Source organism: Pseudogemmobacter blasticus, assembly GCF_003071405.1.
GTDB classification, from domain to species: domain Bacteria; phylum Pseudomonadota; class Alphaproteobacteria; order Rhodobacterales; family Rhodobacteraceae; genus Pseudogemmobacter; species Pseudogemmobacter blasticus.
This window is the reverse complement of record NZ_CP020470.1, coordinates 2,854,560-2,870,922: the sequence shown is the minus strand read 5'-3', so window position 1 is coordinate 2,870,922 and position 16,363 is coordinate 2,854,560. Positions and strand designations below refer to the sequence as shown.

Here is a 16,363-nt window from a genome sequence, read left to right as displayed (position 1 = left end):
GGCGCTCTCCGCAATCGCACGAACCCTAGGTCACGCCTCGGGTCCGGGCAAGCGCCGCCCCCAAGGATTGCGGCCCGGCCCGCGTCCAATTAGCGTCATGCTGATGGATACGCCCGATGAAACCCTGGCCCAGGCCGCCAATGGCGGCGACCGCGCGGCCTTTGCCACGCTGGTCGGCCGGCATTACGACCGCATCCTTGGCCTTGCCTTCCGCCTTACCGGCAACCGGACCGAGGCCGAGGATCTGGCGCAGGACATCTGCGCCGCCCTGCCCGCCAAGCTGCGCCAGTTCCGCGCCGAGGCGCGGTTCACCACCTGGCTTTACCGCATCGTGGTGAATGCCACCCATGACCTGCGGCGCCGTCAGGCCACCCGCGCCCGGGCCGCCGATGGCTGGGGCGATTGGGAAATCGCCCGCCAGGACGAAATCGCCACCGAGCGTGAGGCGCAGGACTGGCTGGCCGCCGCCATGGCCCGCCTGTCGCCCGAACTGCGCGACACGGTGGCGCTGGTGCTGGGCGAAGAGATGACCCAGGCCGAGGCCGGTGCGGTTCTGGGGGTCAGCGAAGGCACCATCGCCTGGCGCATGTCCGAGGTGAAGAAACGGCTGCGCGCGATGGCCGCGGAGGAAGCAAAATGACCGACGACCGCGATCCGCTTGACCTGTTGAAAGCCGGCCTGAAGGCCGCCCCGCCACCGCCCGATCCGGCGGCCCGCGCCCGCGCGCTGGCGCTGGCCATGGAAAATTTCGACCGGCTCCAAGATTCGACCGAAGCCGCACGTCCCAAGGAAGACCGCCCCCCGCAGGCGGGTTTCCTGAACGGAGTGCGTTCCATGCTGAACTTCCTGACCACCCGCCCCGCCCTTGCCGCCACCACCTCGGTCGCGGCGCTGATCGTGGGCGTGGCCGTGCTGCTGCCGGTCGCGCAGAAACTGCCCGTGGCCCCCGGCCAGCCCCCGCTGGCAACCCCTGCCGAGGCGCCGCAACCGCCGCTGCCTGAAGCCTCGTCCCTGGCGCAGGCCGCACCGCCTGCCCCGGACACCCCGGTCGCGACCGGCACGGTCGAGGTGCCCTATCCCGCCCCTGCCGAAGCCGCGCCCAAGGTTGTCGTGGACATGCCCGAGGCCGAAGCCGCCGCCCCGGCGGCGGATGCGACGCTGGACTATCTGGCCGAAGCCTCCCCCCGCCTGCGCCGCGAGGCCCCCGCAGGCGGCGCAGGGATCATGCCGGAAGCCGTCGCCGCCCCGGCGGTCGAACCGATGGCTTTGCCCCAGCTTGACCCGAATACCGAAGCCTATGCCACCGCCGAGGCGAACCCCGTCAAGGTCACGGCGGAAGAGCCGGTTTCCACCTTCTCGACCGATGTCGATACCGCCTCCTACGCGCTGGTGCGGTCCACCCTGAACCTTGGGGTGATGCCGACCCCCGATCAGGTGCGCGTCGAGGAAATGGTCAACTACTTCCCCTACGCCTACCCCGCGCCCGAGGCGGGGCAGGCCTTCCGCCCCACCGTTTCCGTGATGCCGACGCCGTGGAACGAAGGCACCCGTCTGGTCACCATCGGGCTGCAGGGCGCCCTGCCCGCCATTGCCGACCGGCCGCTGCTGAACCTTGTCTTCCTGATCGACACTTCCGGTTCGATGGAAGACCCCATGAAGCTGGGCCTGCTGAAACAGTCGCTGGCGCTGATGCTGCCCGAACTGCGCCCCGACGATCAGGTCGCGCTGGTGGCCTATGCCGGGTCGGCCGGCGAAGTGCTGCCGCCCACGCGCGCGGCAGAGAAGGACAAGATCCTGGCCGCGCTGGACAGCCTGGCCGCGGGCGGCTCCACCGCCGGGGCAGAGGGCATCGAGCTGGCCTACAAGGTGGCCGCCGGCATGACGGCGCAAGGTGAGGTCAGCCGCGTGCTGCTGGCAACCGACGGCGATTTCAACGTCGGCCTGTCCGACCCCGCCGCGCTGGAAACCTTCATCGCCCGGAAGCGTGACGAAGGCATCTATCTTTCCGTCCTTGGCTTCGGTCGCGGCAATCTGGACGATGCCACGATGCAGGCGCTGGCCCAGAACGGCAACGGAACCGCCTCCTACATCGACACCCTGGCAGAAGCGCGAAAAGTGCTGGTCGATCAGCTCAGCGGGGCCCTTTTCCCCCTTGCCGATGATGTGAAAGTGCAAGTCGAATGGAACCCGGCGCAGGTCGCCGAATACCGGCTGATCGGCTATGAGACCCGCGCCCTGAAGCGCGAGGACTTCAACAACGACAAGGTGGACGCCGGCGAGATCGGCGCCGGGTTGCAGGTGACGGCGATCTACGAAATCACCGCGCCCGGATCGAAGGCGCTGAAGAACGATCCGCTTCGCTATGGCGCGGCCCCGGCAGCGGACGGCACGGCCGATGAACTGGGCTTCCTGCGCCTGCGCTGGAAAGCCCCCGGCGCAAGCGAAAGCCAACTGACCGAAACCGCGATCACCGGCCGGGAACCGGCAACTGATGACACCCGATTTGCCGCCGCCATCGCCGGCTTCGGCCAGATCCTGCAGGATTCGGTCTATCTGGGCGATTGGGGCTGGGATCAGGCCATCGCACTGGCCCTGGACGCGCGCGGCGACGATCCCTTCGGCTACCGGATCGAGGCGGTCAACCTGATGCGCCTTGCCCAAAGCCTGGACCGTTGATCCGGGCCGGGCAGGCCCTTGATGACACGACAAAGGGCGCGCCGGTCCCCCGGCGCGCCCTCCAATTCTTGATGGTGTGAACCTCAGTTCACCGTTTCAACCTTGGCCTCCAGCGCCGGGGTCATGGCGCCATCGGCACGGGCAATCTCGATCCGGCGCGGCTTCATCGCCTCGGGCACTTCGCGCACCAGGTCGATGTGCAACATGCCATGCTCATGCACGGCGCCGGTCACGCGCACATGATCGGCCAGCGCGAAGCGGCGTTCAAAGGCCCGGGTGGCGATGCCACGGTGCAGGAAGCTGCGCTCGGCCTCGTCGGTGGCCTTGCGGGCGGTCACGTTCACGCTGCCATCCTTCACCTCGACCGACAGTTCGTCGGGGGTGAAGCCGGCCACCGCGATCGAGATCCGATAGGAATTCTCGGCGGTCTTTTCGATGTTGTAGGGCGGATAGGCGGGCGGGGTCAGGTCGGAACTCAGAACCCGGTCCATCAGGTCGGCCACACGGTCGAAACCAACGGTGGCACGGTAAAGCGGGGCGAAGTCGAAGCTGCGCATGATCATCCTCCGAAAAGCGATGCGTCGTTCAGGTTGCCCGCCCCATCATGGGGCCGGGCGGTTGCGCCAGACCCGTCATGGCGTCCGGCATCAGATCATTTGGGAACGCCCCCTGCCGCCGTCAAGACCCCCCTCACGGCCGCCGTCAGGGCGACAGGAACTTCGCCCCCGCCGCCGCATCGCCGCCCGAGATCACCCGCACCCCCGGCGTCGCCTTGGGCGCGTCCTCCGCCTCCATTTCGGCCCGCAACAGCGCCAGCGGCGCATCCAGCGGCACGGCCAGCGCCACCTTGCGGCCCTCCATCTCGGCCTTGGCGGAAATCACCGAAACCACCTTCTGCACCCCGTCGCGCAGCGCGAAGACCGGCGCCCCCGACGACCCGAAGTCGATGTCGCAACTCAGCACCATGGCCTCGCGGAACTGGGTCAGCACCGTGCAGCCCTGCTGGATCGACGGTATCTCGGCCCGGTCCTTCGCATAGGACACCACGCTGACCCGGTCACCGCTGCCCGGCTGCGCCGCCGTGGCAAAAGGCTGCAACTGCGGCAACAGGATCGGCTGATCCAGCTCCAGCAGCGCCAGATCGTCGGCCACCCGGCTTAGGTCTTCCTGCGCCGAATAGGCATAGTCGGGATGGGTCAGCGACCGGCGCACCCCGCGATAGGCCTCGGCCCGGCCATTGCGCCAACCGGCCTGAAAGGTAATGTCGGCATCCGCCATCCGGGTGCCGCTGGTCTTGTCATACAGGCAATGCGCCGCCGTCAGCACCAGTTGCGGCCCGATCAGCACGCCGGTGCAGAAGGCATGGTCCCCCAGCGTCAGCTTGCCCACCGCCTGCCAGCCCTTGACCGCATCGCCGGTGGTCAGCGCCACCAGGCCGCTGTCCTGCGCCGCAACGGGCAGGGCAAGGCACAGGCCAAGACCAAGAAACCAGCGTTTCACCATGCCACACACCCTTGCCTGCCCCGGCACCGGCACCGGCACCGGGCCTAGGCCGCAATTCGGGCCGTTTTGCGGCGCCTCGGTCAAGCGAAATCCGCGGTCTCAGCCCGGCCCCAGCGCACGCGGGCGCGGCCCGCCGGTCGCCCAGTCCAGCAGTTCCACCGTATGCACCACCGGCACCGCCGTGCCCGACCCGATCTGCGTGATGCAGCCGATATTGCCCGCCGCAATGATGTCGGGCTTGCGCGCCTCAAGCGTGGCCACCTTGCGCGCCTTCAACTGGCCGCTGATCTCGGGCTGCAACAGGTTGTAGGTGCCGGCGCTGCCGCAGCACAGATGGCTGTCCGCCGGCTCCACCACCTCGAACCCCGCGCGTTTCAGCAGGTCTTTCGGCGCGGTCCTGATCTGCTGGCCATGCTGCAACGAACAGGCCGAATGATAGGCCACCCGCACGCCCTTCGGCGCGCCTTCCGGCAGGCCCAGCCGGACCAGCACCTCGCTCACATCCGCCGCCAGCCCCGCCACCAGCGCCGCATCAGCGGCCAGCGCCGGATCGCTGCGGAACATGTGGCCATAGTCCTTGACCGTGGTGCCACAGCCGCTGGTGTTGATGACAATGGCATCCAGCCCGCCGCCCCGGTGCTCTGCCGCCCAGGCCCGGATGTTCGCCGCCGCGCTGGCATGGGCCAGCGCCTCCTGCCCCATGTGGTGGGTCAGCGCCCCGCAGCAGCCCGCACCCTGCGCCACCACCACCTCGCAGCCCAGCCGCCGCAGCAGGCGGATGGTGGCATCGTTGATGTCCGGGTCCAGCGCTTTTTGCGCACAGCCGGTCAGCAGCGCCACCCGCATCCGCCGCGCGGCCGTGGCGGCAAACACCTGCGGCCGGTCGCTGGCACTGGCCGGCGGCACCCGCTTCGGCGCCAGCGCCAGCATGGCCCGCAACCGCGCGTCCGGCATCAGCCGGGCGAAGGGTCGCGCCAGCACCGCCCCCCGCAGCATCAGCCGCAACCGCCCCGGATAGGGCAGCACCCGCGCCAACAACCCGCGCAGCAGCCGGTCCATCAGCGGCCGGCGATAGGTCTTTTCGACATGGGCGCGGGCGTGGTCGATCAGGTGCATGTAATGCACCCCCGACGGGCAGGTCGTCATGCAAGACAGGCAGGACAGGCAGCGGTCGATATGGCGCACCGTCTTTTCATCGGCGGGCCGGTCGTTTTCCAGCATGTCCTTGATCAGGTAGATCCGCCCCCGCGGGCTGTCCAGCTCATCCCCCAGCACCTGATAGGTCGGGCAGGTGGCCGTGCAGAACCCGCAATGCACGCAGGTCCGCAGGATCTCGTTCGCCCGCGCGATGCCAGGATCGGCCAGTTGCGCCTCGGTGAAAGTCGTCTGCATCAGCCAAGGCTCCCCGGATTCAGAATCCCGCGTGGGTCGAACTGCGCCTTCAGCCCCGCCTGCAAGGCCGCCACCTCGGGCGATACCGGCGGCAGCACCGGGCTGCTCTCCTCGCCGCGCAGCCGCGTCGCATGGCCCCGCGCTCCAAGGGCCGACCGGATCAGCGCCCCCCGCCCCTCGGGGCAGGCCAGCCACAAGAGCCCGCCCCCCCAGTCCCACAGCGCCTCATGCGGCACCCGGGCGGCGGCCAGCGCCTGCGGCACCGCCAAGGCCTCGCCCGGCACGCAGGAAATCCGCCACAGCGCCCCCGGTTTACCGGCAAGGGCCGCCACATCCCGCACCCCCTGCCAGATCGCGGCGCTTTCCGCCGCCTCGGCCAACCGCCAGTCCCCCGCAATCCGCGCGCGCACCTGCCCCGCCCGATAGGCGACCGATCCCGCCATCCCCTCAACCCGGATCAGCACCTGCCCGCCCGCATAGGCCGCCCCCGACACATCGAACGGCGACCCCAGCGCCGACCGCAGCGCCGCCAGCCCCGCCTCGGGCGAAAACCCCTCGCCCACCAGCGTCGTCTCGGCCTCGGGCACGGCCTGCACCTTGAAGGCCACCTCTGTCAGCACGCCAAGACTGCCGCGCGACCCCGCCAGCAGCTTGACCAGATCATAGCCGGTGACGTTCTTCATCACCCGCCCGCCATTCGCGATCACCGCCCCCGTGCCATCCACGCAGCGCAGCCCCAGCATCGCATCGCGTGCCGCCCCCGCCTGCACCCGGCGCGGGCCGCTGGCATTCTCGGCCGCCACGCCGCCCAGCGTCGACACGCCCGTCCGCCCCAGCAGCGCCCGCAGGTCGGGCGGCTCGAAGGCCAGCCGCTGCCGCTCGGCCGCCAGCACCGCCTCCACCTCGGCCAAGGGCGTGCCCGCCCCCGCCACCAGAGTCAGCGCGCCCGGCTCATAAAGCCGCACGCCCGACAGGCCGCCCGTCTCCAGCACCGCGCCGGCCCCGGGCAGCCCCCGCGTGCCGCCGCCGCGCACCGCGACGGGCCCCGTCGCCGCCCGGATCGCCTCTGCCAGTTCCGCCTCAGTGCAAGGCCGCATCATCCACTCATTTTCTGTCTGAAAATATCCTCGGGGGTCCGGGGGCAGACGGCCCCCGGCGCTGTCATCCCGCGCGCCGTCCGGCCGAAACCGCCAGCGGAAATACCTTCGCCGGGTTCAGCAGCCATTTCGGATCGAACACATCCTTCACCCGCATCTGCGCCTCCAGATCGGCGGGCCGGTACTGCACCCCCATCAGGTCGCGCTTCTCGATCCCCACGCCATGTTCGCCGGTCAGGCAACCGCCCACCTCGACACACAGTTTCAGGATCTCCGCCCCCAGGGCCTCGCACCGCTCCTGATCCCCGGGCTTGTTGGCGTTGTACAGGATCAGCGGGTGCATATTGCCGTCGCCGGCGTGGAACACATTGGCCACCTCCAGCCCGAAGTCCGCCGCCAGTTCCCCGATCCGGCGCAGCACCTGCGGCAGGGTCGAAACCGGAATCGTCCCGTCCAGACACATGTAATCGTTGATCTGCCCCATGGCGCCAAAGGCCGACTTGCGGCCCAGCCAGATGCGCTTGGCATGGGCCTCGTCCGTTGCCTGTTCCAGCGCCACGGGGTCATGCCGCCGGGCAATGGCGGTGATGGCGGCAAGCTGCTCGTCAATCTCGGCCGGGCTGCCCTCGACCTCGACGATCAGCAGCGCCTCGCAATCGGGGTAGCCCGCCTTGGCAAAGGCCTCGCAGGCGCGGATGCAGGGGCGGTCCATGAACTCGATCGCCACCGGCAACAGGCCCGCCTTGATGATGTCGGCCACGCAGGCCCCGGCCACCTCGTTGGACGAAAACCCCATCAGCACCGGCCGCGCGCCCTCGGGCTTGGGCAGGATGCGCAGGGTGGCCTCGGTCACCACGCCCAACTGCCCCTCGGACCCGCAGATCACCCCCAGCAGGTCCAGCCCCGCCGCGTCCATCCACGGGCCGCCGATTTCAACCACGGTGCCGTCCATCTTCACCAGCGTCACACCCAGCAGGTTGTTCGTCGTCACCCCGTATTTCAGGCAATGCGCCCCGCCGGAATTCATCGCGATATTGCCGCCGATGGCACAAGCCAACTGGCTTGAAGGATCGGGGGCATAGAAGAACCCCTCCGCCTCGACCGCGCCGGTCACCGACAGGTTGGTCCGCCCGGCCTGAACCCGGATGAAGCGGTTGTCGTAATCGGTTTCCAGAACGCCGTTCATCCGGGCAATGCCCAGCACCACCGCATCCGCCGTCGGCATGGATCCCCCGGCCAGCGAGGTTCCCGCCCCGCGCGGCACCACGGGCACGCCTTCCTCCCAGCAGACCCGCAGCGCCGCCGCGACCTCGGCCGTCGTGCGCGGCAACACCACCGCCAGCGGCTGCATCCGATAGGCCGACAGGGCATCACATTCATAGGCCCGCGTCTCGGCCGGATCGTCGATCACCGCATCGCGCGGCAGCACGGCCCGCAGCCGCGCCACGATGGCAGGTTTCCGCGACAGGATCGCGGCATCAGGAACCGGCACGTCCATCGGCGATCCTCCCCATATTGGTCAGGAAATATAACCAATTTTACGCCTGGGCAAGCTGCAAGCACTGGCGTTACCGCAAGCAAGGGCGTTAAATGCGCAAATCATGCTGTCAAACCTTCCCCTTGTCCTGAGTCTGCCGGACATGGCCGCGCTGATCGGCCTCTTCGTCGTCTGGTTCGCCTGCGTCTGGATCATCGAAAACCCTCCGGCGCGGCACCCTTCGGTCTCGGTGCTGATGAAAACCTACAGGCATGACTGGATGCGCACCTTCGTCACCCGCGGCACGCGCATCTTCGACGGCACGCTGATCGATTCGCTGCGCCAGGGCACGGCCTTCTTCGCCTCGGCCTCGCTGATCGCCATCGGCGGCGGGGTGGCGCTGATCGGCAATGCCTCGACCGTGGAACGGCTGGCGCAGGATCTGCCGCTGGATACCGTCACCGTCGACCTTGCGCTCAAGCTGCTGGTCCCCGTCGCCATCCTGTCGAATGCGCTCCTCAAGTTCATCTGGGCGCACCGGCTGTTCGGCTATTGCTCGATCATGATGGCCGCGGTGCCGAATGACCCCGCCGATCCGCTGGCCTTTCGCCGGGCGGAACAGGCGGCCAAGATCAACGTCACCGCCGCCCGCAGCTTCAACCGCGGGCTGGAATCGATCAATTTCGCGCTGGCCTCGGCGGGCTGGCTGCTGGGGCCGGGCGGGCTGGCGCTGACCACGGTCGCCGCCGCGCTTGTCACCCTGCGGCGGGAATTCTGGTCACATTCCCGGCTGGTCATCCTCGACAAGACCGACTGACCGCCCCGCTCTCAGCGGGCGCTGCGGCGCCTGCGGCCCTCAACCAGCCAGGCAGCCACCGACAGACCCGCCGCCAGCAGCAGCCAGACCCAGCCCGGCAGCACGGCGCTGACCCGCACGTCCGAGGTGACATAGGCCGCGCGCGGCGTGATGCCGACCCAGCCACGCCCGGCCGCCGGCCGCCCTTCGGCCACGCTGCGGATGTCGGGCACACCCTCGGCCAGCCGCAGCACCCCGCCCCGGGTGGCCTGCACCACCGGCGCCAGCGCCTTGCCCGAGGCGATGGTGGCTACGAATTCGCGCGGCGCCGAAGGCCCGACCGCGATCACCCGCGTCAGATCCTCCTGCTCCAGCCGGTACAGACCCAGGGCCGGCGCCTTCCAGTCAAGCTGATACTTGCCGGGCGCCTTCCGCATCATCTGCAGCTCGACCTTGGCACCGTCCGGCCCCGTCACCGTCAGCGGTCCCGGCGCTTCTTCCCGGATGGTGCGGCGGGTGATGGTCAGCACATCGCCTTTCGCCGTGGCGGTCAGGGTCTCTTCCTCAAGCTCGGGCTCTTTCAGCATCCAGTGCGCCAGCCGCCGCAGCAGTTCCAGTTGCGGCCCGCCACCTTCATAGCCCCGGCCCCACAGCCACATCTGGTCACTGGCCAGCACCGCCACGCGGCCCTGATCCACCCGGTCCAGCACCAGCAGCGGCAGGCCGTCCGGCCCCTCCATCACCGTCTGTCCCGACAGCTTTTCCACCTCGACCGCGCGGAACCAGCGGCCCCAGCCGCCTTCGGGCGCGAACTTCTCCAGCCCTTCGGTCACCGGATGACGCTGCCCCAGGTCGGTGATCTTCGGGCGGAAGCCTTTTTCCACCACCTGCGCCGTGGGCGCCACCGGCAGGATTTCCGCCAGCGGCGACCGATACAGACTGTCCACCGCCCCGTATTCCGGCCCCGCCGCCACCAGCACCGTGCCGCCGTTGCGGACATACTGGACCACGTTGTCGATATAGGACATCGGCAGGATGCCCCGCATCCGGTAGCGGTCAAAGATGATCAGGTCGAACTCGCTGATCTTCTCGACAAACAGCTCGCGCGTCGGAAAGGCGATCAGGCTCAGCTCGTCCACCGGCACGCCATCCTGTTTTTCCGGCGGCCGCAGGATGGTGAAATGCACCAGATCGACGCTGGCATCCGATTTCAGCAGGTTGCGCCAGACCCGTTCGCCGGCATGGGGTTCGCCGCTCACCAGCAGCACCCGCAGCCGGTCACGCACACCGTTGATCTGCGCCACCACCGCGTTGTTGCGGTCCGTCAACTCGCCCGCCACCGGGGCCACGCTGAATTGCAGCACGTTCAGCCCGCCATGCGGCAGGGTGACCGGCAGGTCCAGATCCACCCCCACCGGCACGGTATAGGTCTGCGGCGGATCGGCATCGACCGCGATGGTCAGCTCGACCTCGGTCCCGGCCAGGGCGGGCACGGCGCCGCTGTCCTCGACCTGCAACTGCATCACGAATTCCTCGCCGATGATGGCGAAGGCAGGCGCGTTCTTCAGCACCACCCGGCGGTCCCAGTCGCTGTCCTGCCCGGTCAGCAACAGGTGGAACGGCGCCGGCATCTGCGGCGCAAGTTCCAGGTCATGCACCCGCCCGTCGCTGATCAGCAGCACGCCGGCCACCCGCGCCCGCGGTTCTTCCGCCAGCGCCTCTGACACTGCGGTCATGGCCAGAGTGCCCGCATCCTCGGCGCCGTCACCGAAGCGCACCACCCGCAGTTCGGTGTTGGGCAGGGCGGCCACCTCGGCCTCGATCCGCGCCACCGCGGCGCCGGTCTGCGCCGCCCGGTCGCCCAGGGTCTGGCTGGTGCTTTCATCCACCACCAGGATCACGATGTCCGACAGCGGCTGCCGTTCCTCGCGCTGCAAGGACGGGTTGGCCAGCGCCGTCACCAGCACCGCCGCCGCCAGCCCGCGCAAGGCCCAGCCCGCCAGACCGCGCCACAGCGCCAGCGCCAGCAGCAGCAAGGCCAGCCCCGCCAGCGCCCAAATCGCCGCCCAGGGCAGCAGCGGGTCGAACACCACCTGCGCGATCATTGCCCCAGCCTTTCCAGCAGCGCCGGCACATGCACCTGATCGGATTTGTAGTTGCCGGTCAGCACATGCATGATCAGGTTGATCCCGAAGCGATAGGCCATTTCGCGCTGCCGTTCGCCGGCAAAGCCCCGGCCCACCGGCACCAGCGCCGCGCCGGTCTCATCCGCCGCCCAGGCCGCCGCCCAGTCATTGCCGCCAATCACCACCGGCGTCACCCCGTCGTTCAGGTTGCGGAAGGGCATCCCCTCGGCTTCCTCAACGCCCGCAGGCGCGGCTTCCACCCAGATCGGGCCCTGCCCGAACCGGCCGGGAAATTCCTGCAACAGATAGAAGGTCCGCGTCAGCACATGGTCGGCCGGGGCGGTTTCCAGCGGCGGCACATCCAGCCCGGCCGCGATCCGCTGCAAGGCGGCCCCTTCCGGCGTGGCACTGCCAAACCCCGCCACATCGGCATCGCGCGTGTCGAACAGGATCATCCCCCCGGTGCGCAGATAGTCGTTCAGCCGGGCATAGGCCGCAGCCGATGGCGTGGGCATATCCGCCGTCACCGGCCAGTAAAGGAAGGGGAAGAAGGCCAGTTCGTCCTTTTCGATGTTCACCCCCATGGGCGTGCCCGGCTCGATCGAGGTACGCTCCCACAGCCGGTCGCCCAGACCTTTCAGCCCCGCCTGCGCCAGATCATCAACCTGCGCGTCGCCGGTGATCACATGCGCCAGCACCACCGATGTCGTGGCCTCCAGCGCGAAATCGTCGCCCGGTTTCGGGCCTTCGGGCGCGGCGTCCTGCGCGCGGGCCTGCCCGCCCAGGGCCAGAGCCGCCACCGCCAGCACCGCCACGCCCCGGCGCAGCCCCGTCAGGCGCCCCGCCACCCAAAGCGCGGCCAGAATGTCCAGCAACAAAAGCCCCAGCCCCGCCGCCAGCAGCGGCCCTTTCAGGCTGCGCTGCGGCGTGACCGCCAGCCCCTCAACCACCGCTGCCGCCGGCCAGACCGCCGGCTTCAGCTCCGATTTCGCGTTCACCACGTTCAGCGCCACCCGCCGGTCCTGCCCGGCATACAGCCCCGGCGGTCGCGTCGGGCCCGGCCCGCTGGCCATGGCCTGCGCCAAAGCCTCGCCCTCAACCCCTGCAACGCCCGCCGCCTCGGCCTCGGCGCCCCAGACATCCAGCACAACCTCGGGCACCCAGACCTGCCCTGTCAGATCGGCCGCCTCGGGCAGCGCCGGGCGGGCGGAAACCGCCAGCCGTTCCAGCATCTGCACGAACAGCCCCGACAAGGGCAGCGTTGACCATTCCGTGTTCGCCGTCACATGCACCAGAACCACCTGCCCATTGCCCAAGGCCTTGCGGGTCACCAGCGGCGTGCCATCCTCCAGCGCGGCGATGGTGCGTTCGGCAAGCTCGGGGTCGGGCTGGGCCAGCACCTGTTCCTTGACCTCCACGTCATCCGGCAGGGCCAGACCATAGAACGGGCTGCCTTCCGCAAAGGGCGCCAGTTGCTTCGGCTCGCCCCAGCTCATCGCGCCGCCCACCGTGCGCCCCCCTTCGCGCAGCCGCACCGGCATCAGCGCGTCTTCCTCGAACCGGCTCACATCGCTGGCCGCCATCCGTGGCCCGGCAAAGCGCAGCAACAGCCCGCCCCCCTCGACCCATTTCACCGTGGCCTCCTCTTCGGCCTGGGTCAGCTTGGCAACATCGGCCAGAATGATGACATCGGGCTTGGCGACCAGCACTTCCGAAAGCGAGCCTTCAACCAGATCGGCCACCGGCACCAGCGCCTGCCGCAGGTAATGCGTGGGCGACAGCAGTTGCAGCCCCTCGCGCGCCGGACCGGCGCCGATGATGGCCACCTTGCGCCGTTTCAGGCTGTCGTCGGTCAGGCTGACGGCGCCTGCGCTGCGCAGGCCCGCCACCTCGAACCGGGTGATGCGGTTGCGCAGTTCGGGCGGCAGGTCCATCGGTGCCTCGGCCCGGCCATCGCCGGGGGCAAAGACCAGCGGCACCCGCGCCAGTTCGCGGTCAATCCCGGCCGGGTCCGGCCCGCGCGCCGCCACCTCGATCTGCAGCGGCCCGCTCACCGGCAGGCGGCTTGCGGCCACCATGACCTTGCCCTCGGCAAAGGTCGGCGGATGCAGCGCCACCACCGGCCGCGCGCTTTCGATCACCGTCAGCCGCCCCTTGTCGGCCAGCGCCGCCGCCAGCGCCTCGCGCCCGTCATGCGCCAGCCCGTCGGCCAGCCAGACCGTGTCGAACCCGTCCGCCGGCAGCTTTTCCGCCCAGTCATCCAGCGCGGCCGGCGCCCAGGCCTGCGGCTGCATCGCCGCCACCCGGCCCGCCCAGACATCCGCCGTCTGGAAGGTCACGTCCTGCGGCGGGTCGGTCAGCCGGACCACCGCCACCGGCCGCCCGTCCTGCCCCGCCTCGGCCACCAGTTGCGCCGCCCGTTCCACCCGGCGCGGCCAGTCGCGCGCCTCGGCCCAGCCGCCATCCAGCACCACCAGCAGCGGCCCCTGCCCGGCCTGTTTCGGCTCGGGGTTCAGCACCGGCCCGGCAAAGCCCGCAATCGCCGCCGCCACCGCCGCCATCCGCAGCAGCAACAGCCACCACGGCGTCTTGTCGGTCTCGGAATCCTCATCCGTCAGGCCCAGCAGCAAGGCCACGCCCGGAAACCGCCGCCGGATCGGCGCCGGCGGCACCGCCCGCAACAGCAGCCACAGGATGGGCAGGGCCACCAGCCCCCACAGCAACCACGGTGTCAGAAACCCGATGGGGCCCAGCGTGAACATCTACCGCCCACCTTCCAGCGCCCGGAACAACCACAACAGCGCGCCTTGCGCCGGGGCGCCGGTGTGGTGGGTGCTGAAATGCCAGCCCACCGCCCGCGCCAGCCCGGCCAGCCGGTCCTTGCGTTCCGCCAGCCGCGCCAGATAGCGCGCGCGCAAGTCGCCCGCCTTGCGGGTTTCGTGCTGCAAGCTGCCCCCCATCGATTCAAAGATCGTCCGGCCGTCAAACGGGAACTCTTCCTCGGCCGGGTCCAGCACCTGCACCAGCACGCCCTTCACACCCCGATCCGAGGCCCGCCCCAACGCGGCCTCGACCGCCTCCAGCGACCCCAGGAAATCCGACAGGAACACCGCCCGGCCATGGCCAACCATTCCGTCTACCATGGGCGCGCCATAATCGGCGCCCTCCCCCATATCCGCCAGTTGTGCCGCCAGCCGCACGATCTGCGGCCGTCCGCTGCGGGGCGGCGTCTGGCCCGAAAGCCCCACCCGCTCGCCCCCCTTCAGCAGCAGCACGGCCAGCGCCAGCGCCAGCAGCCGCGCCCGGTCGGCCTTGGGCGGCCGGGCCTTGTCGCCGGTGAAGCCCATGCTTTTCGAAGGGTCCACCCACAGCGTCACCGACTGCGCCGCCTGCCATTCGCGTTCGCGCACGAAATGCGCGTCCGACCGGGCTGATCGCCGCCAGTCGATCATCCGCGCCCCGTCGCCGCCATGCGCCGGGCGGTATTGCCAGAATTCGTCGCCCAGGCCTGCGCGCCGCCGGCCATGCTCGCCCAGCATCACCGTCGCCGCCAGCATCTCTGCCTCGGCCAGAAGCGGGGGCAGCGTCTGCCCCAGCGCCTCGGCGCGCGCTCGCAGGTCTGTGGTCACGCCGCGGCCTCAAGCCCCAGCGTGCGGCCCGTCACCCGTGCGATGATGCCCGCCAGGGTTTCACCCCGCGCCCGCGCTGCAAAGGACAGCGCCATCCGGTGTTCCAGCGTGGCCAGCGCCAGCGCCGCCACATCCTCGGTCGAGGGCGCCAGCCGCCCCTGCAACAGCGCCCGCGCCCGCACCGTCAGCATCAGCGCCTGCGCCGCCCGCGGCCCCGGACCCCAGCTCAGGCTGCCTTCCAGATCGCGCCCCTCGGGCTCGCCGGGGCGGCAGGCGCGCACCAGATCCAGGATCGCCTCAACCACCTTGTCGCCCACCGGCATCCGCCGCACCACGGCCTGCGCCGCCAGCAGTTCCCCGGCGGTAAACACCTGCGTGCTGTCCGCCTCGTCCACGCCCGTCGTGGCAATCAGGATGTCTCGCTCGACCGCGCGGGTGGGATAGTCCACATCCACCTGCACCAGGAATCGGTCAAGCTGCGCCTCGGGCAGCGGATAGGTGCCTTCCTGCTCGATCGGGTTCTGCGTCGCCAGCACATGAAACGGCTTGCCCAGCGGGCGGTGCTGCCCGGCAATCGTCACTTCCTTTTCCTGCATCGCCTGCAACAGCGCCGATTGCGTCCGCGGGCTGGCGCGGTTGATCTCGTCCGCCATCAGCAACTGGCAGAACACCGGCCCTTCCAGAAAGCGGAACGCCCGGCTGCCATCCGCCGCGGTTTCCAGCACTTCCGACCCCAGAATGTCGGCGGGCATCAGGTCGGGCGTGAACTGCACCCGGTTCGCCTTCAGCCCCATCACGGTGCCCAGCGTATCCACCAGCCGCGTCTTGCCCAGGCCCGGCAGGCCCACCAGCAGCGCATGACCGCCGCACAACATGCTGGCCAGAACCAGATCAACCACCTTCTCCTGCCCGATGAAGCGCCGGTTGATGCTGGCCTTCGCCTGCATGAGCTTGTCGCCAAGGCTTTCGATCTCAGCCACAAGCGTGTCGGTTCCGGCCATGGAAAGGCTCCCCTGATCCCTGTATCCTGGACATTAGACCGAAATCCCGCTGCGACCGCAAATCCCGAAAGGGGACTTGACACAAATGATCGTGAAACCTTCCGCCGATGGACTTGTCGCCTCCGTGAAGGCCGCCGGCGCCAAGGGGCCGCCGCCGGTGCATCTGTGGAACCCGCCCTTCTGCGGCGATCTTGACATCCGCATCGCCCGCGACGGCACCTGGTACTATCTGGGCACCCCCATCGGCCGCGCGCCGCTGGTCAAGCTGTTCTCGTCCATCCTGAAACGCGAAGGCGACCGTTACTTCCTGGTCACCCCGGTCGAAAAGGTGGGCATCACCGTTGACGATGCCCCGCTGCTGGCAGTGGATTTCACCGCCACAGGTCAGGGCCGCGACCAGAGCCTGACCTTCGTGACGAAAACCGAAGATGAAGTCACCGCCGGCCCCGACCGCCCCATCCGCGTCAGCCGCGCCGCTGACGGCGAACCTTCGCCCTATGTGCTGGTCCGCGCCGATCTCTGGGCGCTGATCGACCGGAAATCCTTTTACCGCCTGATCGAATTAGGTTGCCACGAGCCGCATGAGGGCGCTAGCTGGTTTGGCCTCTGGTCACAGGGCGCGTTCTTTCCGGTGATCCCGTCCTCCGAACTGCCCTGAACACAGGC

General features: G+C 69.4%; 13 protein-coding genes. 4 read left to right on the top strand and 9 right to left on the bottom strand.

Translation table 11 applies throughout. The features are described 5' to 3' along the window. Positions 1–103 precede the first annotated feature (103 nt). Together B6K69_RS14005 and B6K69_RS14000 are read left to right on the top strand one after the other, a co-directional pair. Positions 104–640 carry an RNA polymerase sigma factor gene (locus B6K69_RS14005; protein ID WP_107673763.1) on the top strand — a complete coding sequence of 179 codons (537 nt, stop codon included), beginning with the start codon at positions 104–106 and terminating at the stop codon, positions 638–640. After that, complete coding sequence (locus B6K69_RS14000) at positions 637–2,676, top strand: VWA domain-containing protein (protein WP_108644215.1); 2,040 nt, start codon at positions 637–639, stop codon at positions 2,674–2,676. The genes B6K69_RS14005 and B6K69_RS14000 overlap by 4 nt, the downstream gene beginning before the upstream one ends. Positions 2,677–2,759: 83 nt before the next feature. On the opposite strand, the gene B6K69_RS13995 is transcribed toward B6K69_RS14000, so the two are convergent. The 5 genes from B6K69_RS13995 to B6K69_RS13975 form a co-directional block, all read right to left on the bottom strand. Then, positions 2,760–3,233: an Hsp20 family protein gene (locus B6K69_RS13995; protein ID WP_108644947.1), complete on the bottom strand. Its 474-nt coding sequence runs from the start codon at positions 3,231–3,233 to the stop codon at positions 2,760–2,762. A 145-nt stretch (positions 3,234–3,378) separates the two neighbouring features. Beyond that, a complete protein-coding gene (locus B6K69_RS13990; RefSeq protein ID WP_108644214.1) occupies positions 3,379–4,179 on the bottom strand; it encodes a trypsin-like serine peptidase in 801 nt (266 codons plus the stop codon). Positions 4,180–4,278: 99 nt separating this feature from the next. Next, positions 4,279–5,571, bottom strand: coding sequence for a glycolate oxidase subunit GlcF (glcF, locus tag B6K69_RS13985; protein ID WP_108644213.1), 1,293 nt, complete (start codon positions 5,569–5,571; stop codon positions 4,279–4,281). Beyond that, a complete protein-coding gene (locus tag B6K69_RS13980) occupies positions 5,571–6,668 on the bottom strand; it encodes an FAD-binding protein (protein WP_108644946.1) in 1,098 nt (365 codons plus the stop codon). The genes glcF and B6K69_RS13980 overlap by 1 nt, the downstream gene beginning before the upstream one ends. Positions 6,669–6,732: 64 nt before the next feature. Then, the gene (locus B6K69_RS13975; RefSeq protein ID WP_108644212.1) at positions 6,733–8,166 is read right to left on the bottom strand and encodes an FAD-linked oxidase C-terminal domain-containing protein; all 1,434 of its coding nucleotides are present in this window, start codon (positions 8,164–8,166) and stop codon (positions 6,733–6,735) included. Positions 8,167–8,269: 103 nt separating this feature from the next. On the opposite strand from B6K69_RS13975, the gene B6K69_RS13970 reads away from it, so the two are divergent. Beyond that, on the top strand, positions 8,270–8,962 hold the full coding sequence (locus B6K69_RS13970; RefSeq protein ID WP_108644211.1) for a DUF599 domain-containing protein: 693 nt from the start codon (positions 8,270–8,272) through the stop codon (positions 8,960–8,962). An 11-nt stretch (positions 8,963–8,973) separates the two neighbouring features. On the opposite strand, the gene B6K69_RS13965 is transcribed toward B6K69_RS13970, so the two are convergent. Genes B6K69_RS13965 through B6K69_RS13950 form a run of 4 tightly spaced genes read right to left on the bottom strand, consistent with a single transcriptional unit; the run spans position 8,974 to position 15,697 of the window. Further along, positions 8,974–11,046, bottom strand: a complete 2,073-nt coding sequence (locus B6K69_RS13965) for a hypothetical protein (RefSeq protein WP_108644210.1) — start codon at positions 11,044–11,046, stop codon at positions 8,974–8,976. Further along, a complete protein-coding gene (locus B6K69_RS13960; protein ID WP_108644209.1) occupies positions 11,043–13,829 on the bottom strand; it encodes a DUF4159 domain-containing protein in 2,787 nt (928 codons plus the stop codon). Before B6K69_RS13960 ends, B6K69_RS13965 begins: the two co-directional genes overlap by 4 nt. After that, positions 13,830–14,696 carry a DUF58 domain-containing protein gene (locus B6K69_RS13955; RefSeq protein WP_228156744.1) on the bottom strand — a complete coding sequence of 289 codons (867 nt, stop codon included), beginning with the start codon at positions 14,694–14,696 and terminating at the stop codon, positions 13,830–13,832. Beyond that, positions 14,693–15,697 carry an AAA family ATPase gene (locus B6K69_RS13950; protein WP_108644208.1) on the bottom strand — a complete coding sequence of 335 codons (1,005 nt, stop codon included), beginning with the start codon at positions 15,695–15,697 and terminating at the stop codon, positions 14,693–14,695. Before B6K69_RS13950 ends, B6K69_RS13955 begins: the two co-directional genes overlap by 4 nt. An 85-nt stretch (positions 15,698–15,782) precedes the next feature. On the opposite strand from B6K69_RS13950, the gene B6K69_RS13945 reads away from it, so the two are divergent. Further along, positions 15,783–16,355, top strand: a complete 573-nt coding sequence (locus tag B6K69_RS13945; RefSeq protein ID WP_107673719.1) for a DUF1285 domain-containing protein — start codon at positions 15,783–15,785, stop codon at positions 16,353–16,355. The last annotated feature ends 8 nt before the right edge of the window (positions 16,356–16,363 follow it).

What these genes read in the sequence shown, in the direction of transcription:
- B6K69_RS14005 (WP_107673763.1), top strand. Translation starts at nt 104, where the DNA reads ATGGATACGCCCGATGAAACCCTGGCCCAGGCCGCCAATGGCGGCGAC.
- B6K69_RS14000 (WP_108644215.1), top strand. Translation starts at nt 637, where the DNA reads ATGACCGACGACCGCGATCCGCTTGACCTGTTGAAAGCCGGCCTGAAG.
- B6K69_RS13995 (WP_108644947.1), bottom strand. Translation starts at nt 3,233, where the DNA reads ATGCGCAGCTTCGACTTCGCCCCGCTTTACCGTGCCACCGTTGGTTTC.
- B6K69_RS13990 (WP_108644214.1), bottom strand. Translation starts at nt 4,179, where the DNA reads ATGGTGAAACGCTGGTTTCTTGGTCTTGGCCTGTGCCTTGCCCTGCCC.
- glcF (WP_108644213.1), bottom strand. Translation starts at nt 5,571, where the DNA reads ATGCAGACGACTTTCACCGAGGCGCAACTGGCCGATCCTGGCATCGCG.
- B6K69_RS13980 (WP_108644946.1), bottom strand. Translation starts at nt 6,668, where the DNA reads ATGCGGCCTTGCACTGAGGCGGAACTGGCAGAGGCGATCCGGGCGGCG.
- B6K69_RS13975 (WP_108644212.1), bottom strand. Translation starts at nt 8,166, where the DNA reads ATGGACGTGCCGGTTCCTGATGCCGCGATCCTGTCGCGGAAACCTGCC.
- B6K69_RS13970 (WP_108644211.1), top strand. Translation starts at nt 8,270, where the DNA reads ATGCTGTCAAACCTTCCCCTTGTCCTGAGTCTGCCGGACATGGCCGCG.
- B6K69_RS13965 (WP_108644210.1), bottom strand. Translation starts at nt 11,046, where the DNA reads ATGATCGCGCAGGTGGTGTTCGACCCGCTGCTGCCCTGGGCGGCGATT.
- B6K69_RS13960 (WP_108644209.1), bottom strand. Translation starts at nt 13,829, where the DNA reads ATGTTCACGCTGGGCCCCATCGGGTTTCTGACACCGTGGTTGCTGTGG.
- B6K69_RS13950 (WP_108644208.1), bottom strand. Translation starts at nt 15,697, where the DNA reads ATGGCCGGAACCGACACGCTTGTGGCTGAGATCGAAAGCCTTGGCGAC.
- B6K69_RS13945 (WP_107673719.1), top strand. Translation starts at nt 15,783, where the DNA reads ATGATCGTGAAACCTTCCGCCGATGGACTTGTCGCCTCCGTGAAGGCC.